This window comes from Thermobrachium celere DSM 8682 (assembly GCF_000430995.1).
In the GTDB taxonomy this organism is placed as follows: Bacteria; Bacillota; Clostridia; order Clostridiales; family Caloramatoraceae; genus Thermobrachium; species Thermobrachium celere.
Map to the genome: position 1 here is coordinate 980,929 of NZ_HF952018.1, position 21,228 is coordinate 1,002,156.

At 29.0% G+C, this 21,228-nt stretch carries 25 protein-coding genes, 1 tRNA gene and 1 riboswitch; all 26 genes read right to left on the minus strand.

Annotated elements, in window-relative coordinates; translation table 11 throughout:
- Nucleotides 1-212: 212 nt before the first annotated feature.
- Nucleotides 213-512 (minus strand): ribosome assembly RNA-binding protein YhbY, encoded by a 300-nt coding sequence (gene yhbY / locus TCEL_RS05280; protein ID WP_018661888.1) that lies wholly within the window; start codon nt 510-512, stop codon nt 213-215.
- Nucleotides 513-531: 19 nt separating this feature from the next.
- Nucleotides 532-1,797 carry a GTPase ObgE gene (gene obgE / locus TCEL_RS05285; RefSeq protein ID WP_018661890.1) on the minus strand — a complete coding sequence of 422 codons (1,266 nt, stop codon included), beginning with the start codon at nt 1,795-1,797 and terminating at the stop codon, nt 532-534.
- A 14-nt stretch (nt 1,798-1,811) separates the two neighbouring features.
- On the minus strand, nt 1,812-2,354 hold the full coding sequence (locus tag TCEL_RS05290; RefSeq protein ID WP_018661891.1) for a Spo0B domain-containing protein: 543 nt from the start codon (nt 2,352-2,354) through the stop codon (nt 1,812-1,814).
- Between the two features lie 94 nt (nt 2,355-2,448).
- Nucleotides 2,449-2,715, minus strand: coding sequence for a 50S ribosomal protein L27 (rpmA, locus tag TCEL_RS05295; protein ID WP_018661893.1), 267 nt, complete (start codon nt 2,713-2,715; stop codon nt 2,449-2,451).
- Nucleotides 2,716-2,749: 34 nt separating this feature from the next.
- Nucleotides 2,750-3,061, minus strand: coding sequence for a 50S ribosomal protein L21 (gene rplU, locus TCEL_RS05300; protein ID WP_040683749.1), 312 nt, complete (start codon nt 3,059-3,061; stop codon nt 2,750-2,752).
- Between the two features lie 108 nt (nt 3,062-3,169).
- Nucleotides 3,170-4,561: a ribonuclease E/G gene (locus tag TCEL_RS05305; protein ID WP_040683750.1), complete on the minus strand. Its 1,392-nt coding sequence runs from the start codon at nt 4,559-4,561 to the stop codon at nt 3,170-3,172.
- Between the two features lie 4 nt (nt 4,562-4,565).
- Nucleotides 4,566-5,255 (minus strand): TIGR03936 family radical SAM-associated protein, encoded by a 690-nt coding sequence (locus tag TCEL_RS05310; protein WP_018661903.1) that lies wholly within the window; start codon nt 5,253-5,255, stop codon nt 4,566-4,568.
- Nucleotides 5,248-7,089, minus strand: a complete 1,842-nt coding sequence (locus tag TCEL_RS05315; protein WP_018661905.1) for a TIGR03960 family B12-binding radical SAM protein — start codon at nt 7,087-7,089, stop codon at nt 5,248-5,250. The genes TCEL_RS05310 and TCEL_RS05315 overlap by 8 nt, the downstream gene beginning before the upstream one ends.
- Before the next feature lie 2 nt (nt 7,090-7,091).
- On the minus strand, nt 7,092-7,787 hold the full coding sequence (locus tag TCEL_RS13820; protein WP_207636302.1) for a zinc metalloprotease: 696 nt from the start codon (nt 7,785-7,787) through the stop codon (nt 7,092-7,094).
- 90 nt (nt 7,788-7,877) lie between these two features.
- Nucleotides 7,878-8,534 (minus strand): murein hydrolase activator EnvC family protein, encoded by a 657-nt coding sequence (locus TCEL_RS05325; RefSeq protein ID WP_040683751.1) that lies wholly within the window; start codon nt 8,532-8,534, stop codon nt 7,878-7,880.
- Nucleotides 8,535-8,608: 74 nt separating this feature from the next.
- Nucleotides 8,609-9,736, minus strand: a complete 1,128-nt coding sequence (gene rodA / locus TCEL_RS05330; RefSeq protein ID WP_018661911.1) for a rod shape-determining protein RodA — start codon at nt 9,734-9,736, stop codon at nt 8,609-8,611.
- Nucleotides 9,737-9,792: 56 nt separating this feature from the next.
- Entirely contained in the window at nt 9,793-10,065 is a 273-nt protein-coding gene (gene minE / locus TCEL_RS05335; protein WP_018661913.1) for a cell division topological specificity factor MinE, read from the minus strand.
- An 11-nt stretch (nt 10,066-10,076) separates the two neighbouring features.
- A complete protein-coding gene (minD, locus tag TCEL_RS05340; protein WP_018661915.1) occupies nt 10,077-10,874 on the minus strand; it encodes a septum site-determining protein MinD in 798 nt (265 codons plus the stop codon).
- A gap of 18 nt (nt 10,875-10,892) precedes the next feature.
- A complete protein-coding gene (minC, locus tag TCEL_RS05345; protein WP_018661916.1) occupies nt 10,893-11,513 on the minus strand; it encodes a septum site-determining protein MinC in 621 nt (206 codons plus the stop codon).
- Nucleotides 11,514-11,662: 149 nt separating this feature from the next.
- On the minus strand, nt 11,663-14,167 hold the full coding sequence (locus TCEL_RS05350; RefSeq protein WP_018661917.1) for a penicillin-binding transpeptidase domain-containing protein: 2,505 nt from the start codon (nt 14,165-14,167) through the stop codon (nt 11,663-11,665).
- Between the two features lie 12 nt (nt 14,168-14,179).
- Nucleotides 14,180-14,686 carry a rod shape-determining protein MreD gene (gene mreD / locus TCEL_RS05355; RefSeq protein ID WP_018661918.1) on the minus strand — a complete coding sequence of 169 codons (507 nt, stop codon included), beginning with the start codon at nt 14,684-14,686 and terminating at the stop codon, nt 14,180-14,182.
- Nucleotides 14,687-14,699: 13 nt separating this feature from the next.
- On the minus strand, nt 14,700-15,521 hold the full coding sequence (mreC, locus tag TCEL_RS05360) for a rod shape-determining protein MreC (protein WP_018661919.1): 822 nt from the start codon (nt 15,519-15,521) through the stop codon (nt 14,700-14,702).
- A 14-nt stretch (nt 15,522-15,535) separates the two neighbouring features.
- Complete coding sequence (locus TCEL_RS05365; RefSeq protein ID WP_018661920.1) at nt 15,536-16,573, minus strand: rod shape-determining protein; 1,038 nt, start codon at nt 16,571-16,573, stop codon at nt 15,536-15,538.
- A 22-nt stretch (nt 16,574-16,595) separates the two neighbouring features.
- On the minus strand, nt 16,596-17,285 hold the full coding sequence (radC, locus tag TCEL_RS05370) for a RadC family protein (protein ID WP_018661921.1): 690 nt from the start codon (nt 17,283-17,285) through the stop codon (nt 16,596-16,598).
- 4 nt (nt 17,286-17,289) lie between these two features.
- Complete coding sequence (locus tag TCEL_RS05375) at nt 17,290-17,865, minus strand: Maf family protein (protein WP_018661923.1); 576 nt, start codon at nt 17,863-17,865, stop codon at nt 17,290-17,292.
- Nucleotides 17,866-17,870: 5 nt separating this feature from the next.
- Nucleotides 17,871-18,128 (minus strand): DUF4321 domain-containing protein, encoded by a 258-nt coding sequence (locus tag TCEL_RS05380; protein ID WP_018661925.1) that lies wholly within the window; start codon nt 18,126-18,128, stop codon nt 17,871-17,873.
- A 126-nt stretch (nt 18,129-18,254) separates the two neighbouring features.
- Nucleotides 18,255-18,920, minus strand: a complete 666-nt coding sequence (locus tag TCEL_RS05385) for an SPOR domain-containing protein (protein ID WP_018661926.1) — start codon at nt 18,918-18,920, stop codon at nt 18,255-18,257.
- A gap of 108 nt (nt 18,921-19,028) precedes the next feature.
- Entirely contained in the window at nt 19,029-19,625 is a 597-nt protein-coding gene (locus TCEL_RS05390) for a C40 family peptidase (protein ID WP_018661928.1), read from the minus strand.
- 3 nt (nt 19,626-19,628) lie between these two features.
- Nucleotides 19,629-19,757: riboswitch (cyclic di-AMP (ydaO/yuaA leader) on the minus strand.
- 59 nt (nt 19,758-19,816) lie between these two features.
- Nucleotides 19,817-20,458: a lactate utilization protein gene (locus TCEL_RS05395; RefSeq protein ID WP_018661930.1), complete on the minus strand. Its 642-nt coding sequence runs from the start codon at nt 20,456-20,458 to the stop codon at nt 19,817-19,819.
- Nucleotide 20,459: 1 nt separating this feature from the next.
- On the minus strand, nt 20,460-20,954 hold the full coding sequence (locus TCEL_RS05400) for a GNAT family N-acetyltransferase (RefSeq protein WP_018661932.1): 495 nt from the start codon (nt 20,952-20,954) through the stop codon (nt 20,460-20,462).
- A gap of 184 nt (nt 20,955-21,138) precedes the next feature.
- Nucleotides 21,139-21,222, minus strand: a tRNA-Leu gene (locus TCEL_RS05405).
- Nucleotides 21,223-21,228 lie beyond the last annotated feature (6 nt).

A 21,228-nucleotide genomic window follows, 5' to 3' on the forward strand; every position in this document is an offset into this window, starting at 1 on the left:
CCCAACTACCGTTGGTCTTTTTGTCATGCAAACTTTTAGGCAAACTCCCTCAAAACCAATTTATCTTTCTAAAATTCCTCTCAAATAAGAAAGGACAGGCATTCTAAATGAATACCCGCCCCAACTATTGACAAAGAACCATAAATAAAAGTGCCACAAATCAATTTTAATAACTTTAATCAAAATTGTTTGTGGCACTTTTATTATTTAATTTATTTTTTACTTGGTAATTCTATTTTAGGTTTATTTTTGGATGGTCTATAAATTACAAATTTATTTCCAATAACTTGTACTGGTTCAGCCTTTAAAGCTTCACAAACTATATCACAGGCCTCTCTAGCTGTTAATAACGAATTTTTTAACACATTTAACTTTATTATTTCTCTAGCTTCTAAAGCTTCATCAATTTGATGCAATACTCTTTCGTCTATTCCTTCTTTTCCTATTTGAACTATAGATTCAATACCATTTGCTAAACCTCTTAAGTAGCTTCTTTGCTTGCTTGTAATCATTTTATTATATAAACCTCCCTTATTCTACAAATTCAAATTCAAAATCATTCATTCTTACTAAATCACCATCTTGTATTCCCATTTTCTTAAGTTCTTCAATTATGCCTCTCTTTTCAAGTGCTTTATGGAAATATTTGAGTGATTCACTATCATAGATATTTACACTTAATAACAATCTATCAACAAAAGAGCCTTCAATTACATATGATCCATCATCATCTCTTCTAATAGTATAAGTAAACCTCTTTTCTTCTGGAACATAAACTTCATAATCTTCTTTTTCCTCTACAATATTATCTAACATATTGCTTACATAAAACATAACTTCTTTTAAGCCTTTATTTGTTGCAGCTGAAACTTCGAAAACTTCAATTCCATGTTTGCTTAATTCTTCTCTAAGTCTCTTAACATTTTCTTCGCTACCAGGTATATCACATTTGTTAGCCACAACAACTTGAGGTTTTTTGGATAGTTTTTCACTGTATAGTTTCAATTCTTCATTAATCTTATAAAAATCATCAATAGGATCTCTTCCTTCTATACCTGATGCATCAATTACATGTATTAATACCTTTGTTCTTTCTACATGTCTTAAAAAGTCTATTCCAAGACCAACACCTTCATGTGCACCTTCTATAAGTCCTGGTATGTCAGCTAAAACAAAGCTTTTTATACCTTGCATATCAACAACTCCTAAATTAGGAGTAAGAGTTGTAAAGTGATAATTGGCTATTTTGGGTTTAGCACCAGTAACCATAGAAAGAATTGTTGATTTTCCTACATTTGGGAAACCTATCAACCCAACATCAGCTAACAGCTTAAGCTCAAGGGTAACCCATCTTTCTTCTCCAGGCATACCTGGTTCAGCAAAGTTTGGTGCCTGTCTTGTTGGTGTTGCAAATCTACTATTTCCTCTTCCCCCTCTTCCTCCTTTGCAAACCACAAATTCTTGACCTTCATCAACTAAATCAGCCATTATTCTACCACTTTCAGCATCTTTAATTACTGTTCCTGCGGGTACTTTTATAATTAAATCTTCTCCATCTTTACCAAACTTATTATTTGTTCCACCATTTTCTCCTCTTTGTGCTTCATATTTCTTCTGATATTTAAAGTCTAATAATGTTCTCATATTAGGATCAACTTTAAAAATAACATCTCCGCCACGTCCACCATCCCCACCATCTGGACCACCAAATGGAACATATTTTTCTCTTCTAAATGAAACACAACCATGTCCTCCGTCTCCTGCTTTAACATATATCTTAGCTACATCAACAAACATTGAAATCACCACCTTTAAATAACTTTAATTAACACCGCTTTACAATCTAGATAGTCATATTTATGAATTAAATCTTTACTATTATTCAGTTCTGATAAATATGAATCATCAAAATTTGAAGTATTTGTTAATAATATATACTGTATATTATCTATTGAATAAACAGTAATATATATTTCCTGTTTTTTAAAATCAGATTTTATTATTAGCATTAACTCATTTTTTATTTTTTCTAATGTATCAAAATACTTATTTATATTTTTAGTTATTTCCTCATCAGATATGTAACTTATAATACTTTTTATATGCCATTCTAATCCGCATCTTTCAATTATACTTATAATATCTTGTATAATTAATGCTATATAACTACTTTCTAAATTATATATTTGGCTTAGCATTACCATTTTATTATTTATTTTCTTTATGTAATTTAAGGCTTCATTTGGTTTGTTTATTTGTAAATATCCAAATATAACTTGTAAATAATTCATAAAATCATGTCTTTGCCTTCTCGACTGATTTATACACCACTTAATAATTTTATCATTTTCCATCTTAATCACCTGCTTACATGTGTATTACCAATACAATAATACACTACATATCCATATAATGCAATAAAAATGCACCCTAATGGGTGCATTTTTATTATTGAGCAACTTCAACTGGATATACGCTTACTTTCTTTCTATCCTTTCCGTATCTTTCAAATCTTACAACACCATTTATTAATGCAAATAGAGTATCGTCTTTTCCTCTACCTACATTTTCACCTGGATGTATCTTTGTTCCTCTTTGTCTTACAAGTATGTTTCCTGCAAGAACAAATTGTCCATCTGCTCTCTTGACACCAAGTCTTTTGGATTCACTATCTCTACCGTTCTTGGAGCTTCCGACACCTTTCTTATGAGCCATAATCACACCTCCTTATAAGAAAGCTCTATGTTAATTACGCTTCGATCTTTTCAATCTTAATTTGAGTATATGGTTGACGATGACCTTGCTTTCTTCTATAATCCTTCTTAGCCTTGAACTTGAAAACTATAACCTTCTTTGCCTTTCCATGCTTTACTACTCTTGCAACAACCTTTGCACCCTCAACTGTTGGAGCACCTACAGTTAACTTACCATCCTTTGAAACAGCAAGTACTTCATTAATTTCAACAGTTGAGTCAACATCTGCATTTAGCTTTTCAACGAATAGTAGGTCACCTTCTTGAACTTTGTATTGCTTTCCACCTGTTGCTATTATTGCGTACATCATTACACCTCCTCTACCCAGTCTCGCCGTGGATCTAGGCACCATAAGGTTTTAAGCCCGTCCCGTGCGGTCTACAAAAGGTAGTTTATCATATATAAAGCCATTATGTCAACACCTTTTTAATTTTATTTGAATAAAATCTCCTTCTTCCTTTAACTCATAAATACTTAAATTATTAAATGCAAGTTTCCAATCTTCCTTTTCTAAGTATTTATACGATTCAATTTTTGCGGGTAAAACTTTAATTTCACATTTATATTTTTTCTTTAATGATTTGGTTTTAGTAAAAATCAGGTTATAAAACTCATTAAACATGTGTTGATTAATCCAAAAAATATGCTCATTTTTATTGTATTTTGATATATATATTTCAAACTCCCTTAAAATTGTATGTATATTTTTTGTTTTAAAATCTGAAAGATAATATTTTTCAAAGAAGCTTTTAGAAAATCTTTTTCTTGATAGTTCTAAAATGCCTAAATTAGAAAATCCAAAAATATTAATATCTATATTCTTTTTATTAAAACTTTCTCTAATTGCGTTTTCTAAATAGAGTCTTTGTTTTCTATTAATATCAATAAAATCAATCAATATGTTACCTGTTAAATCATATCTGTTTATATAATCTGCAATAATAGAACAAGCTTCTTGATTTACCTGTAATGCATCTAGTCTTGTTGCTGATTCATCTGAATTTACATCTATTACAGTACATGCTTCCGTAAAATCAACAACTATATTCCCACCTGATTTTAATTTAATATATCTATTTAAATTTGCATCTATTAAGCGGTCTACTTTTAAAAATAATTTTTCGTCTAATTTAAAAATTAAATTTCTTAAGTCTTCATATTGAGTTAAGCTTTTAATAACTTCTTCACTATTTGTTTCAATTTCAAAAACATCTTCATCAATTAGTTCGTAATAAATATTTTTTAAAAATGAATTGCTTTTATATATCAAACTTGGTGATTTTAAATATTTATAGGAGTTTAATATATCTTCTGCTAAATTACATAATTTATAATATTCTTCCTTTGCATATTTTAAATCTTCCTTCTTAGTTCTACTTCTAATAATACAACCATATTTTCCTTTAAATTCAGTAGTATTACTATGTTCTAGAAATTTATTTTTATTAGATATTATCACTTCATTATTATTTAATTGCAGTATTATATATCTTCCTTTTAGTTGAATATTATGTTTTAGCCTTGGTCCTTTGTTTGATTTTGATTCTCTATTTACTTGAACAAGTATATCCTGATTAATTTTTAAATTGTAATCAGAAAAAAGAGGCAAGATAGCCTCTTTTTTAATACCAATATCAACAAAAGCTACATTCATTTTATTAGAAATACCTTTAACTTTACCAACGTATATGTTATCACATATATCCTCTTCTAATTCATTTTCTATATAAATCTTTTGAATTTGATCATCTTCTAACAAGATAGCCCGATTTTGGATTTCATTGTAGTCAATTAATAACTTTTTCAAATTATCACACCCTTTTATAATACTTATCAAGGGGTATAAATTCACTATCCTTTTCAGCATACATTTCAATTCTTCTAACAACTGGCTGACCAAATGCCCCAACTTCCTTCAACAAATCAGCTAAAATTTCTGGACTTAAACTACCTGAATTTGATGTTTTTATAGTGCATTCTACAATAAAATATTCATCAGCCACTTCCTTTAATTTTAAATCATATATCATTTCTCTAATATTTACAAGTTTTTCTCCAGACTTTGATTTTTTAGTTCGAATGATTTCTTTAGAATTTATTATATCTTTAATTTTTGCTTCTATGTTCTTTATATCATCATATTTCAATTTAATCTCATATTTTGCTACTTTAACTGCTGCCATTGATGTAGGCATTTTTTCTTTTATGTGTATTGCCTCAATAATCTCTAAACCTGATGGCATGTTATCATTAATTTTATTCTTTATTTCATTTGTATCAATAATTTTATCAAATTCTATATCTACATACTCTGCTAAACTCTCTACTCCTACTGATAAAGGAGCTGCAAATGAAATACTTGGATGTGGATTAAACCCCTTTGAGTATGTTATTGGTAACTCCGCCCTTCTAATTGCTCTGTGCAGAGTTCTCATTGTATCAAGATGAGATATATATTTAATATCCCCTATCTTCTTTAGTTTTAAAACATACCTATTCATTAAAGCATTTACCACCTTTCAAAAGCTTAGTAATTCCGCAGCCTGTACATCCTAATCTACAATCATGGGTTAATATAGCCTTCTCTGCCTTTTTATATTCATTTATTAGATAACTTTTGCTTACACCAACATCAATAAAATCCCAAGGTAAAACTTCATCTAAGTCTCTATGTCTTGTTGCATAAAAATGAGGATCAATATTGCATTCTTCAAATGCCTGCATCCACTTATTAAATTTAAAGTGCTCCTGCCATCCATCGAATTTACAACCAAGTTCCCAAGCTCTAATTAGCACCTTTGTTAATCTTCTATCTCCTCTTGCAAATACTGCCTCTAGAAAACTAATTGGAGTTTCATGCCAATTGTAAGTTATAAATTTACTCTTTATCTTTTCCTTTAATAACCTTTGCTTTTCATATAATTGTTCCATAGTATTTTGTCCAAACCACTGAAAAGGAGTAAAAGGTTTAGGAACAAAAGAAGAAGTACTAACTGTAACATTTAATCCTTTTTGCCTTTTTTCTTTTGGTACATTAAAATATTCATCTACTACCTTATAAGCAAGTTCAGCAATACCCTCAATGTCTTCATTCGTTTCAAATGGTAATCCGATCATAAAATACAACTTAATATTATTCCATCCTAACTCAAAGGCACTTCTAACTGATTTAATAAGATCTTCTTCAGTAACACCTTTATTTATTACATCCCTCATCTTTTGTGTACCTGCTTCTGGCGCAAATGTTAAGCCTGTTTTTCTAACCTTTTGTATTTCATTTATTAAATTAACAGAAAATGAATCTATTCTAAGGGAAGGCAATGAAATTCCAACATTACTTTCCCTATATTTTTCAATAAGCGTTTTTACTAAGTTTTCAATATCTGAATAATCACATATACTAAGAGATGTTAATGATATTTCATCATACCCAGTTGACTTTACTAATCTATCAGCTAAATCTACTAATTTACTTGTACTTCGCTCTCTTATTGGCCTATATATCATACCTGCTTGACAAAATCTGCATCCTCTTGTACAACCTCTAAATGTTTCTAACATTATTCTATCATGAACTACTTCAGTAACTGGAACAATCATTTTTTCAGGATAATATGATTTATCTAAATCCCTAACTATCCTTTTTGTAATCTTAGTTTTGTAATTAGATTTTTTGGGAACCATCTGCTTTATAGTACCATCGTCATTATATTCTATATAATAAAGTGATGGAACGTATACACCTTCTATTTCACTTACTTTTTCTAAAAATTCCTTTCTTGATGCCTTTGATTCTTTCCAAACTAAATAGAGATCTAGTACTTCATTTAATACTTCCTCAGCTTCACCTAGTATAAAGAAATCTGCGATATCAGCAAGTGGTTCTGGATTATATGCACATGGTCCACCAAAAACAACAAATGGATGATTATTTCTTTGTTCTGATAATAAAGGTATGCCTGCTAAATCAAGCATATTTATAACATTTGTATAACTCATCTCATATTGCAATGTAAAACCAACAAAATCAAATTCACTAAGTGGGTCCTTTGTTTCAAGAGCATAAAGCGGTATATTTTTTTCCCTCATAATATTTTCCATATCACTCCAAGGAGCAAAGGCCCTCTCACAATAGCAATCTTCTCTTTCATTTAACATATGATATATTATTTTTAAACCTAAATGAGACATACCAACTTCATATACATCAGGAAAACAGAAAGCAAATCTTATTTTAACGCTATTTTTATCCTTTTTAACACAATTTACTTCATTCCCAACATACCTAGCTGGTTTCTGTACACTATTTAATATTTCTTCATTTAGTATTACCATTATTAATTCCTCCTGTTTTGTATATTAATCAATTCCTCAAGTGTTATATTCCCATACATCTGAAAGAAATGTACAATATCATATTCAGTTACTTTTCCTAATAAATTTGAATTTTTAAATACGTATATCACATAATAATTATTAAAGCAGAAACTTTGGATAATATCAAGAATTTTATTGTTGAACTGTACTCCTTTTAATTTTATTTTAATAACTTTTTTGTTTTTTAATAAATAATTTTTTAAATACATATCTTTAAGAACATAAATAATTCTGTTCTTATAATCCAACATACTTTCTATGATTATATAAATACATAAAATCATTACTAAGATATAATTAATTTTTTTTATATTTATTGTTGCTAAAATAAATAATATTGATGAAAATATAATACTAGAAATATTAACTATAAGAAAAGACCTATAAAATCCCACATAGTATTTTAATATAATTTTTAATATCCTACCTCCATCAGAAAAATTAAATGGTAACATATTAAATGTAAATAAAACTAAATTAACTTTAAACATAATTTTATTAGGATAAATAAATTTAAATATAATTAAAAATAATAAATTTGCTAAGGGTCCACTAAAAGATATTAAAACATCATGTAAAGGTAATATGAATTCGTTTTTATAATTTATATTGAATCCAATCCATTTAAATTTTATACAGTCAATTTGATATCCCAAAACTAATGAAGTAAATAAATGAAAAATTTCATGTAAACAATAAAAGAAAAAATAATAAAATATTAATTTCATCTCAGCCATGTTATACCTCTATTCAGTGCTCATTAACTTAAGAGGGTCAACAAAATTGTTATTGAATAATACCTCAAAATGGATAGTTTTATTCTTTTCTTTATCTATTTGGCCTATTACGTCACCTTTTTTTACATCTTCTCCAATATCCTTTAACAGCTCAGATATATTATAATATTTGGTTTTGTAATTTCCACTGTGGCTAATAGTAACTACTATACCATTATCTTTTGTATTTTCAACCTTTTCAATTTTACCATCAAAAACACAGCGAACATTTAAATCATCCTTAATTTCTATGTCAACACCATTATTAAAAAAGCTCTTTTTTGTTTTAGCATCTACATATTCACCAAAAGGTCTTACTATATTACCTTCAACTGGCATTACCTCAATTGAAAAAGATTTTTGTTCTTTTTTTAATACCTTATTAGAAAATGTCTGTATTATATCACTATCTTTCATAAATCTATCTGCATATTCTGTGTAATCTTTATTTAAGTAGTTCTCTACCTTAAAAATTAAAGTACTCCCATTGTAATAATTAGTTACTTTTAATAATAAAGCCAATAGAAAAATCAACGTTGCAACTGCAAACCTTTTAGTTAGGCTATCTAAATATTTATTTCTTTTAATTCGATTATATTTATTGTAGGGATTGTTATAGTAATTCAATCAAACCACCTCCATTTTTATCTACTATAATATTTATTTATACATAATAAAAAAATGCATGCAAAACGCATGCATTAAAAATTTATTTTTTTCCTTCTCATACTAACATTTATTATAAGACCAATAGCAATTACATTAGTTAATAGTGATGTTCCTCCATAACTCATAAATGGTAATGGTATTCCTGTAATTGGCATCAGCCCTATGTCCATACCTATATTTTGAAAAACTTGAAAGCCTATCATTGTAACTATCCCAACTACTAAATATTGCCCAAATTTATCTTTTGCAACCTTTGATATTTTTATAGCTCTATATAAGATATTAAAATACAACAATAATAATATTATACTACCTAAAAAACCCCAGTTTTCAGCAAATACTGCAAAAATAAAATCTGTATGTGCTTCTGGTATAAACTTACCTGATGAAAGCTCAGTATTACTCCTAAATATATCTGCTAGTGAATTCTTTGGAAAAAACTTACCTGAAGCTATTGCAAGTTTTGCCATGGCAGCATTATAACCAATTCCTAGTTTATCTAGTTCTGGATTCAAAAATACTAATATTCTATGCTTTTGATGTTTAGCAATTAAATCTAGTTTCCATGCTATTGGAATAAATACTGCCATTATTGAAGCAGGGATATAAATAAATTTTAAATCTAACCCTGCAACAAATAAGATCCCTAAAACTATTACTGCAATAATCATATTAGTGCCTAAATCTGGCTGTAGTTGAATTAACGCCATTGGTATAATTACATAAATAAATATTCGCTTCAACACATCAAATTTATTGACTTCGTCTACCTCTTCAAGTATCTTTGCTAACCCAATAATTATTGACAGCTTTGCAAATTCAGAAGGCTGAATACCAAAAGGGCCTACACCCAACCAAGCTTTAGCTCCATTTACCTCTTTTCCAAATAACAATACTGCAACTATTAATAAATTAGTGGCAACATATATAAATTTATAATATGAACCTATGGTTGTATAATCAATTAAAATAACAAAACAAAATACTATTAAAGAAACAATCAATATAATTATTTGAGCAACTGTATTTCTATAATTCCCTGTCTCTAGAGCATTATTTGCAAAAAATATAGTTGAAATACCTAAAAAACATATAATAATCATGCTTATAAAAATATTTAAATCGAAATATCTAAATAATTTTTTATTTATAGTAATCATATTACACCTCCTCTAACTAATATATTATAAAACAAAAAGGAAGATAAGAAAACATCTTATCTTCCAAACTCCTTCATTTTTTTAATTGGAATATTTGCTACAAGGGCTGGTGAAGAAGTTCCATGTTCACCTGCTCGAGTTAATTTTATTTCTAATCCTGATTCATCTATTTCAGCGTAATCTGAAATTACCCTTATTATATCTCCTTTTACCATTTCTAAAAACTGTGGAGATACATTTGCTCTATCATGAATTAATATAAGCTTTAATCTCTCTTTTGCTACATCTTTAGAAGGAGTTTCTCTACTAAAAAACTTAAACAAATCCATAGTAACACCCCTTACTTCTTAAATAATAACTTTTTAATTGAAGCAAAAAATCCTGTTGGTTCTTCTTCTAACTCAATAAATGGTACATCTTCACCCATAATTCTTCTTGCTACATTTCTATAAGCTCTACCAGCTTTTGAGTTTTCATCTGTTACAGCTGGTTCACCTCTATTTGTTGATATTACTATTTTTTCATCTTCTGGAATAATTCCAAGTAACTTTATTGCTAATATATCAGTCATGTCGTCTATATTTAACATCTCACCCTTCTTAGTCATTTCATACTTTATTCTATTAATTATAAGCTGATGATCCTCTAAACCTTTTGCTTCTAACTTACCTATTATTCTATCTGCATCTCTTACTGCAGAAACTTCAGGAGTAGTAACAACAATTGCTCTATCTGCACCTGCAACTGCATTTTCAAATCCATGTTCAATACCAGCTGGACAATCAATTATTACATAATCAAATTCCTTCTTTAAATCATCAACTAGCTTTTGCATTTGTTCAGGTGTAACTGCTGTTTTATCCTTTGTTTGCGCAGTTGGAAGTAAGAATAAATTATCAAACCTTTTATCTTTAATCAAAGCTTGTTTTAACCTACAAACTCCTTCAACAACATCTACTAAATTATAGACTATCCTATTTTCTAGTCCTAAATGTAAATCTAAATTTCTTAATCCTGTATCTGCATCAACTACAACAACTTTTTGACCCATCATCGCCAATGCAGTTCCAATATTTGCTGTTGTTGTCGTTTTACCGACTCCACCCTTACCTGAAGTCACAACTATTGCCACTCCCATTGCTTTCTCCCTCCATCATTAGTAAAATTTATTTGGTAAATATGGCTCTATTACAATATAATTTTCCTTTACCTTTGCCACTTCTGGTGTTTTTGGTTTTATTTTTTCATCTGGAGCTCTTGAGGTAACATCAGCAATTTTTAATAAAGTTGGCTGAAGCATGTACGCAGCAACTATTGCTCTCCTATTTCCATTAGCTCCTGCGTGAACAACCCCCCTTAAAACACCTAATACTATTACATTTCCATAAGCTATAATTTCAGCTCCAGAATTAACATCACCAATAATTACAACATTTCCATTGTATGTAATTCTCTGTCCTGATCTAACAGTATTTTTGACAAACTTTGTTCTACCTTCATATATGCCCGAAAATACCTTTTCGTTTTCTTCTTTCTGCTTCTTAAAATCACAATATACATTAATATTATACTTTTCTTTTAAAATATCCTGTAACTGTTTTATAAAATCATCATCTAACGTATTTAGTTTGTCCACTAATTTAATAGTACTTCCTCTAAAGAATTCTTTAGCATTATCTAATTTGTTTAATATCTCATTTAAAACTATCTGTCTTTCACTACTATTAATATAGATAACCAGCCCATCTTTTGTTCCCTTCATTACAATGCTACTCATTTTACCCTCCAAGGTCATCTATTAATATTATTCAACATACAACTTAAAATTCCTTCTAAAAAATTACGACATATTTATATTTTAACATACAAATTAGTTTTAAAAAACAGATTTTTTGATAAAAAAAGCTGCCGAATGGCAGCAAAGGTTCATTGTGTAGTATTATTCTGATCAACATTATTTTGCTTATTTAAACCAAAATACTCATCATATATATCCTTTACAACTTTTGCACATGATGAACCATGTGCAGAGTTAAAAACTAGTGCAACAACTACAATCTGTGGATTATCAATAGGTGCAACCCCCACATACCATCCATTAGCAACAACTCCATCTGCTTGTGCTTGTTTTTTAAGCTCTGGCTTATTTGAACTTATAACCTGTGCTGTACCTGTTTTACCTCCGTTTGGTATAGGGTAGTTTCTTAATATACTTGCTGCTGTTCCTTCTTCTGCAACCTTTTTTAATCCTTCCATTACAGCTCGATAATTTTCTGGCTTTATATCTACCTTACTTAATACTTCTGGTTCCACCTTATATTTCACTGAACCATCAGGATTTAAGATTTCCTTAACAAGATGCAACTTATATCTATAACCACCATTTACTACTGTCATATAAAGCTGAGCTATTTGTAATGGAGTAAGTTGGTTAGCTCCTTGACCTATAGATGCATTTAAAAGCTCACTTAAGTTTTGAGTTTCATTTAAAAATATTTGATATTGTCTATATATATATTTCTTTTGATTTTCGCTTAAGCCTGCTAATCTTTCTTCATTTAAATTCTGCTTTAAAAACATCTCCTTTATATCCAATAATAACTTGTCATCTTCTTTTATTTTTAATTTCGCAGCTATCTGTTTTATACTTGCACCTACCTTATTTTCCATATTCTTCTGAACACTAGCTGCACTTCCTACTTTTTCTTCAATCTCAATACCTGTTGGATTTTCATTGTCTTTTGTATTTACTAATCCAAATTTTTCTAGCCATTTATTAAATCTTTCCCAACCTAGCTTATGTCCAACTGCATAATAAAAATAGTTACATGAAACTTGTAGAGCCTTTACAACATTTACAGGTCCATGGGTTGAATGTTTTTCATTATAAATCCAACAATTACCTGTAAAGTTCGGAAGCTCTCTATATGCACCCTTATCAACAATTATAGTATCTGGAGTTATTACACCTTCTTCTAATCCAGCAATTGATGTAAACAATTTAAATGTTGAACCAGGGGGTATTGCCGCTTTTGTGGCATAATTGAAGCTTGGTTTTGCTATTATATCAGTATAATTTTGATAAAATTCCTCTTTTGGTGAAACAAATTTTTCAGGATTTGTTATTTTAAGTCTTGTTTCTTCATCTTTAATTGTACCAAACTCTGCAAACAGATTAGGATCAAATGCTGGTCTACTTACTAATGCAAGTATCTCACCTGTTTTTACATCTACTACAACAACAGCACCTCTGTTTGCATATGGCCTCGGTGTACCATCTGCCTTACCAGACTGTAAATCACTTAACAGTTTATCAAAGGATTCTTCTGCAACCTTTTGTAAATTATAATCTATTGTTGTTACAATTGTATCTCCTGGAATTCCTTCAACTTCACCTATCAATTTTAATTGATTTCCAAATTTATCGACAGTGATATATTTTTCCTTAGGTTCACCTCTTAACGAAGCATTATATTGATTTCGTGTTTGAGTTATATTTTCAAATGTATTTTCTAAGCCTAACGCACCAATTAGTTCACTATTTATGTCATATCCTAAATTTTTATATTTATCAGCTTCACTATCTCCTATTCTTTTTAAATGACCTATTACATGGGCTGCCATAATACCGTTTGGATAATATCTTAATGGTTCTTCTATAAAAGTTATATTGGGTAATTCCTCAGACTTTGTGGCTATATAAAAAGCAGTCTGTCTTGTTACATTTCTTGCAATTACAGCAGGCTTATACTTGTAATATTTGTTTTTATCTATTTGAATTCTTAAAGCCAATAAATCTCTTGCTTCTTCTAAGCTCATATCTTGAATAAATGAATAGCTTTCACCTGTCTTGTTTGCTATTTTAAACTTTACAAGCAACTCATAAAAAGTTGTATTTGCATCTAAATTTAATGGAAGATTATAATCCTTTTTAAATCTTTCTTCTTTAGCCTTTAGCAATGCCTTTATTTTTTCTTCTCTTTTCTTAATTGCTTCCATCTGCTTTTCAGGATCATTTTCTACAGTTTCATCTTCTTCTGGAACGTATACTGTGAAACTAAACTCTATTTTATTATTTACTACCTTAAAAGGTACTGTATCTAACATAAACTTATTATAATCTTGTGTATTATTTTTAATAAGCCTCATTAGTTTTAATAAAACTATCGGAATGTCCTTTTCTGGTACTACCTTTCTATTATCTGTATAAACTATATTAAAACTTTGAATATTTGTAGCTAATTTTTGACCATCTCTAGTTAATATCTCACCTCTTGGGGACTTTTGACTATAAACCCTACTAAATACTGCTTCTGCCTGTTGACTATAATAATCACCATTTAATATCTGTAAAAATGCCAAACGTAATGTCAAAATTATAAACATAAAGATTAATATAATAGAAAAATATCTTATTCTATTATTTTTCATTGTATCACCTACTTAAAACTTCCATTCCCTCTTTAGTGTTTCTGAATTCATCATTCTTTTAACATAATTATAGACAATAACTGCTAAAGCTGAATTAAATAAAGTTTCAAAAACTACAGTCTTTCCAATATAATTATAATTAGTACCTAATATACCTGTTGGTAATAAAAACAGCAATGTAATAGCTAATTTAATTAGTGTTGCAAAAAAAGTAAATATCATAGGTATAATTATCGTATCTTTGTAAATCTTTTTTTCTATCATGCATACTATTAGAGATACTAATACTAAAATTAAAGTATTTAAACCAAAAACATAAGGAAAAAAGGCATCTTTTACAATGCCTATTGGTAATACAGTAAATATAATGTCTGTTTTATCAATAAACATGGAAATGCTAACAATAAAAATTAAAAGTAAATCTATTTTAATACCAAATAAGCTTATATTCATTATTACTGTTTGCTGTAATATTAAAATGATCAATCCTACTAATGCTATTATAAAATTCCTCTTCACAGCGTCTACCCCTTTATTTAACTATAACTTGTACCTTCGTAACTTTATAAAAATTAACAGCTGGTTTTATATATGCTGTTTTTGATAAGTTTATTTTTTCATATTCTATTTTTTCTATTGTCCCAACAATTATGCCACTTGGTACAACAACATCAGCATTATTTGTAATATTGCTTGTAATAACTAAATTGCTTACAGTTGATTTTGTATCGTTTGGCAAATATGATACTTTACATGTATTGCTGTTGTTATTACCGACTAGTAGTCCTTCTTCTAATGTTTCATTAATAACAACAGGTATTTTTATATTCTCATCTAATATAGTCATAACTTTAGATGTGTTTGAAGAAACTTCTATTACCTTTCCAACTAATCCATCGGCTGCTCTTACATAACAACCTTTTTTAACTCCATCATTTTGACCTGCATCAATTATCAAAACATTAAACCAATTATCTCCTACTTTACCTATAACATTAGCTGAAATCAGTTTAAAATTATTGTCTGGCCTAAATTGTAATAATTTACGCATTTCTTCATTTTCAGTTTTTATTTTTTGATAATCCACCAATTTATTTTTCAAGTCTTGTACTTGAGATTTTAATTCAGCATTTTCCTTTCTCAGTGTAGAAATAGATTTTATAAAAGAAAAAATATTTGTTATTCTTTGCCCTGCGATATAAATTTGTTTTTGAATGGGGGCTATAGTTGAAGTTATAACCCCCTGAAAAAAGCCTTCATTATTTTTATTATTGGCTGTTACTCCAATAAAAATTGTTAGTACAAGGCAAAGAACAAGTATAATTGTTAATAACTTGTTCTTTAAAAAATCCATTTAGCTCCCTCTTTCTATCTATTCTTTTGTGGGAAACCAAAACCTCTATTTAGGCCTAGCTTATCTATGTTGTCTAGAGCTTTTCCAGCCCCTATTGCAACACAATCCAATGGATTTTCAGCTATATGAACAGGCATATGAGTTTCCTTGTTTATAAGCTTATCTAATCCTTTAAGCAATGCTCCTCCACCAGTTAACATAATACCCTTATCCATTATATCTGCAGCTAATTCTGGTGGTGTTTTCTCTAATGTTGACTTTATAGCATCAATTATTGCTGCTACAGGTTCTTTAATTGCCTCTCTAATCTCTGCAGATGATACAGTTATAACCTTTGGCAGACCTGATATTAAATCTCTACCCTTTATGTCCATTGTAACTTCTTCTTCATCTGGGAAGGCAGATCCAATTTCCATCTTAATTTGCTCAGCTGTTCTTTCTCCTATCATTAGATTATATTCCTTCTTTATATATTGTACAATTGATTGATCTAGTTCATCTCCAGCTATTCTTAAGGATTTGCTAGTTACTATACCTCCTAATGAAATTACAGCAACTTCTGTTGTACCTCCACCAATATCTACAACCATACTTCCTGTTGGTTCGCTAACTGGAAGTCCTGCCCCAATTGCAGCTGCCATCGGTTCTTCCATTAAATAAACCTCTCTAGCACCTGCATGCTTAGTTGCTTCCTCAATGGCTCTTTTTTCAACCTCTGTAACCCCTGAAGGGAAGCAAACTACTATTCTCGGTTTAACAAATGAACTATTATTAGTAACTTTTCTTATAAATTTATTTAGCATAGTTTGAGTAATATCAAAATCAGCTATAACACCATCCTTTAAAGGTCTAATAGCAACTATATTGCCAGGTGTTCTACCTATCATTTCTTTTGCTTCATCTCCAACTGCTAAAACCTGTTTAGTATTGTCATTTCTAATAGCTACAACAGATGGCTCTCTAAGTATGATGCCTTTTCCCTTTAAGTATATTAAAGTATTAGCTGTACCTAAATCAATACCCATATCCTTTGAAATTCCAAATAGTCCCATTATTCATTCTCCTTTCGTGATGTCATATGATATTTTTTTCTTTTAAACTAATATATTTTCCATCTCCTATAATAAGATGATCTAAAACTTCTATACCCAATATTTTTCCTGCATCTATAAGCCTTTTTGTAATATTTATATCTTCACTGCTTGGATTAGGATCACCTGAAGGGTGGTTATGACACAATATAATAGATGCAGAACTCTGCTTAATAGCTTCTAAGAAAACCTCTCTTGGATGTACAATTGAGGAATTTAAGCTACCTATAGAAATATCTTTAACTTGAATTACATAATTTTTTGTATTTAAAAATATAACTCTAAAATGTTCCTTAGTTAAAAATCTCATTTCATCCATTACAAGCAGCGCTACATCCTCTGGACAAGTTATTTTTACTTTTTCCTGTCCTTTAAATGAATTTAACCTCTTTCCCAATTCAATACATGCCTTAATCTGACACGCTTTTGCAAAACCTATGCCTCTTATTTTACTCAATTCAAATACTGAACTATTTGCAAGAAAGGTTATACCACCATACATTGATAGAATCTTCTTGGCTAAGTCTAATGCGCTTTCTGACTTCGTTCCTGTTCTTAAAATTATAGCTAATAATTCAGCATTTGATAAGGCACTCTCACCATATTTAATTAATCTTTCTCTAGGTCTTTCTTCAATGGGGATATCCTTTATCCTTATGCAGTATTCATTCATAAAATCATTCTCCTTTTAATATATTAATCCCCATCCTTTTAATGTTATCATACAATTTACTAATAGGTAAACCAACAACATTAAAATAACAGCCCTCAATTTTCTCAACAAAAATGCTACCATAACCTTGAATAGCATAAGCCCCTGCTTTATCAAATGGTTCCTTAGTGTTAATATAATATTTAATTTCTTCATCACTCAAATTTTTAAAATAAACATATGTACATTCATAATCATTGATAACTTTGCCATTATATATTAAGCTTAATCCCGTGTACACCTCGTGCTTTTGACCACTCAAAAGCTTCAACATTCTATATGCATCAATTTCATTTTTAGGCTTTCCTAATACTTCTCCATCCTTGTATACAATAGTATCAGCCGCTATGATCAATGAATCTTTTTGTACCCTACTTTCCACATCTAATGCTTTATTATATGCAAAATTTTTAACTAATTCAACAGGATTACTTAAATTAATATTTTCTTCAAAATTTGAGGGTACTACATCGAATTCTAAATTTAAATTTCTAAGCAACTCTATTCTTCTTGGAGAAGATGATGCCAAAACTATTTTCATATCTATCACCTATACTTTTTTATTAGTATTATTCCTATAAGTAAACCTAAAAATGATATAAAGCTTAAATTTAATGTTAATCCAAAAACTAAATTAAACATTTTTAAATCAACGTTTATAGGTTTTGGAGTGCCTATAATAAGCTCAGTAGTAATAAATTTCAAACTTTTAAAGTTCTTAAGAGCATTATTTAATGCCTCTGAAGCCAGTAAGCATATAACGATAATAATTGTATTCTGTAACTTATAATTCACCTTACCCATTATTTTCCCCCTTAAGAATTTTAACAAAAAATAAAAACTTTAAACATATAAATACATAATAAGTTTATCATTTATGATTAATCACTACAATACTTAATGTGCTCTTAATAAAAATTTAATAAATAATTACAACTCTCCTTTAGAAAGTATAGCAACATTTTTAATTAGAGCACTAATTATTTCTTGACTACTGTTTATCTTATAGGCTTGATCATAGTTTTTTAAATATTTTATTATATTCTCCATTTTTTTATCATTCATATATCTTTTATAAAACTGTTCTGATATTAACTTGTAATCATCTAATGAAACTTGGCCATCTTTTAATTTGATTTGAGCTATTACTATTTCATACATATCTTTATTTAAATCATTTTTATTTTCAAAATTTATTTCCTTGATTATACACTTTAATCCTTTTTTTTCTAACTCATTCTTTCTTTTTTCAATTGAATCAGAACTTGTAGATATGTCTGTAATAATGCGATAGATATCATTATCTTTATAATAGTAACTATAGATATCTATTTTTTTTAAATTATCTATCAATACTTTTGCATTAGCTTCATTTGAAAAAACTCCTAATTGTAAAAGATAAATTTTTTGATCTTTTTTAATATTATTAGTTACTACGCTGTTTTTATCTAGTGGATTCAATCTAAGCATAATAAATTTGCTAATATACCAACCAAATAATATGGATATTATTGGTATTAAAATAAAAAAGCAAATATAAATTTTTTGTGCCTCTGTCATTTTCTTACCACCAATTTCAAGTCTTGTGTACTTCATTTTTTATCCCCCTCCATTTCAATTTAATTATATTAAAGTAATCTAAAAAATATTAATGATGAAATGCTATTTTTATTATAAAAATAGAGCCCATACTAGGGCTCTATTTTACTTTATTATTCTAACTGCACCTCTATATCTTGGTTTATAATATGATGAATTTAAATCGGAAATTTTTACTTTATAAGATGAGCCTGAGGAAGCATGTATAAACTGACCATTTCCAATGTAAATCCCAACATGTGATATACCTGCTCTTACTGTCTCAAAAAATACTAGATCTCCTGGTCTTAAGGATTCTTTTGAGACAGCTAGTCCCACTTGCGCCTGTTCACTTGCTGTTCTAGGTATGTTAACTCCTATTTGTCTATATACATATTGAGTAAATCCTGAACAGTCAAAACCATTTAATGTAGTACCACCATAACGATACCTTATTCCTTGTAGAGACAAAGCAATATTAATTAACTCGCTTACATTTCCTTCAGCTAAAACACTTCCTGATCCTCTTGAATAAATTCTTCCTCTTGATGCTGATCTTTTTAAGTTTTTCTTAACTGTTTTTCTTGTTTTGGTTATCCTTCTTGTTGATGTAATCTTTCTAGATTGTCTTGTACTTTTTTTGGCAGCTTGTACATTAATTATTGGGAAAGACGTAAATGTTAATGCAAGTGCCAATGATAAGGATATTAATTTTTTATTCATAAATACACCACTCCTTCTACGCCTCCGGAGTTAGCTGACGGGTTAGGGAGAAGGTGTCCCCGCTATTTTAAATAGCTTCACCCCAAAAACTTGGTTCCTCCGTACCCTTATGGGATTCGGCAATATTATCATAATATAGTATATGAAATAGCTATTGACTATTATACTATAAACAAATTAAAAATTCAACTTTAATAACCTAATTCATCTTTAACAATTATTACTATTCCTCTTCCTTTTACATTTTGTCTATAAGTAACTACATAATGGTTGCAAATCCTATCATTAGAATTACAATCTAAACAATAACCTGTTTCACAGCATGGAGTTCTTCTATTTAATCTCTTAGCATTAATAGGTGAAGCATAGTTTCTAACTCTGTCATATGCTTCTTCTAGGTCTTTAACTAATTTATTTTGTCCAACAATTACAATAACTTTTTTAGGACCAAAAATCATTGCTGCAACTCTATTTCCATTACCATCTAAATTTACCAATTCTCCATTTTCTGTTACTGCATTACTACTAGTTATATAATAATCTGCAAAGAATGTTTCCCTATAAAGATTTGCTATTTCATCACCAGTTAATCCCTCTTTATATCTATCAAGTAATTTTATATCCTTTTTTCTTAGTTCATCTAATATACCTGAATTAACTAACGTCATTGATCCGCCGAATGAAACTGTACTCTTATCCTGTATTAATTCAAGCACTTTTTCCTTCATTTCATCAACATTATTTACAACATATACCTCATAGTTATTCTTTTCAAGTGCTTTTTTTGTTCTTTCTATTTTTTTATCAAAATACCAACTTGTATTAAAATCCATATTATCCTCCCCTTCTTTTTGTGTATATATGTGAATTTAAATAGCCATCTGTATAATTCATTTTTCTATTAAACAAATATCCATTTTCAATCCAAAATTCACTGTTATCTTCATTTATTACTACATTAAAGGTATTAACCCTATATAAATTCGCTAAATATTCTTCAAAAATACCTAAAACATCACCTTTATAACGATTAAACTCATTTTTCATATACAATGCCATTAACCATGACTCCAGCTTATTTTTAATCTCTAACCTACCTTTTAAAAAACCAATTATGTTATCGTTCTTAAGTATTATACAGAAGTATTCCATAGAATTAGCTAATGTTTCTATGTATCTTGATTTAATATACTCATAATTCAATTCTTCCTGTTTAACTAATTGTTCATAATGATTTAGATCTTGAATTAATCTATATATGTTATCTAAATCGTTTTTTGTAATTGACCTAATTGTTAAGTCATCCTTTATAATATTTACTGGTATCATAATTATCACCTAACTTATCTTATATATTTTTTATATTCTATATAACTATCTAAATTCCTTCTGGTTTATTTAAACATATTTTATAAGTCACAAAAACAAAAATAGTCCTCTAAAACTTAGAGGACTTAATTTATAAATCGGCATATAAAAATAAAAGGCCTTTTAAGGCCTTTAGATTCACAATTGGTGCGGAGAGCGGGACTTGAACCCGCACGGGATACCCACACGCCCCTCAAACGTGCGCGTCTGCCGATTCCGCCATCTCCGCTTACAA

Bases quoted from the DNA above. Each gene is read 5' to 3' on its own strand.
- yhbY (WP_018661888.1), bottom strand. From the start codon at position 512: ATGATTACAAGCAAGCAAAGAAGCTACTTAAGAGGTTTAGCAAATGGT.
- obgE (WP_018661890.1), bottom strand. From the start codon at position 1,797: ATGTTTGTTGATGTAGCTAAGATATATGTTAAAGCAGGAGACGGAGGA.
- TCEL_RS05290 (WP_018661891.1), bottom strand. From the start codon at position 2,354: ATGGAAAATGATAAAATTATTAAGTGGTGTATAAATCAGTCGAGAAGG.
- rpmA (WP_018661893.1), bottom strand. From the start codon at position 2,715: ATGGCTCATAAGAAAGGTGTCGGAAGCTCCAAGAACGGTAGAGATAGT.
- rplU (WP_040683749.1), bottom strand. From the start codon at position 3,061: ATGTACGCAATAATAGCAACAGGTGGAAAGCAATACAAAGTTCAAGAA.
- TCEL_RS05310 (WP_018661903.1), bottom strand. From the start codon at position 5,255: ATGAATAGGTATGTTTTAAAACTAAAGAAGATAGGGGATATTAAATAT.
- TCEL_RS05315 (WP_018661905.1), bottom strand. From the start codon at position 7,089: ATGGTAATACTAAATGAAGAAATATTAAATAGTGTACAGAAACCAGCT.
- rodA (WP_018661911.1), bottom strand. From the start codon at position 9,736: ATGATTACTATAAATAAAAAATTATTTAGATATTTCGATTTAAATATT.
- minE (WP_018661913.1), bottom strand. From the start codon at position 10,065: ATGGATTTGTTTAAGTTTTTTAGTAGAGAAACTCCTTCTAAAGATGTA.
- minD (WP_018661915.1), bottom strand. From the start codon at position 10,874: ATGGGAGTGGCAATAGTTGTGACTTCAGGTAAGGGTGGAGTCGGTAAA.
- minC (WP_018661916.1), bottom strand. From the start codon at position 11,513: ATGAGTAGCATTGTAATGAAGGGAACAAAAGATGGGCTGGTTATCTAT.
- TCEL_RS05350 (WP_018661917.1), bottom strand. From the start codon at position 14,167: ATGAAAAATAATAGAATAAGATATTTTTCTATTATATTAATCTTTATG.
- mreC (WP_018661919.1), bottom strand. From the start codon at position 15,521: ATGGATTTTTTAAAGAACAAGTTATTAACAATTATACTTGTTCTTTGC.
- TCEL_RS05365 (WP_018661920.1), bottom strand. From the start codon at position 16,573: ATGGGACTATTTGGAATTTCAAAGGATATGGGTATTGATTTAGGTACA.
- radC (WP_018661921.1), bottom strand. From the start codon at position 17,285: ATGAATGAATACTGCATAAGGATAAAGGATATCCCCATTGAAGAAAGA.
- TCEL_RS05375 (WP_018661923.1), bottom strand. From the start codon at position 17,865: ATGAAAATAGTTTTGGCATCATCTTCTCCAAGAAGAATAGAGTTGCTT.
- TCEL_RS05380 (WP_018661925.1), bottom strand. From the start codon at position 18,128: ATGGGTAAGGTGAATTATAAGTTACAGAATACAATTATTATCGTTATA.
- TCEL_RS05385 (WP_018661926.1), bottom strand. From the start codon at position 18,920: ATGAAGTACACAAGACTTGAAATTGGTGGTAAGAAAATGACAGAGGCA.
- TCEL_RS05390 (WP_018661928.1), bottom strand. From the start codon at position 19,625: ATGAATAAAAAATTAATATCCTTATCATTGGCACTTGCATTAACATTT.
- TCEL_RS05395 (WP_018661930.1), bottom strand. From the start codon at position 20,458: ATGGATTTTAATACAAGTTGGTATTTTGATAAAAAAATAGAAAGAACA.
- TCEL_RS05400 (WP_018661932.1), bottom strand. From the start codon at position 20,954: ATGATACCAGTAAATATTATAAAGGATGACTTAACAATTAGGTCAATT.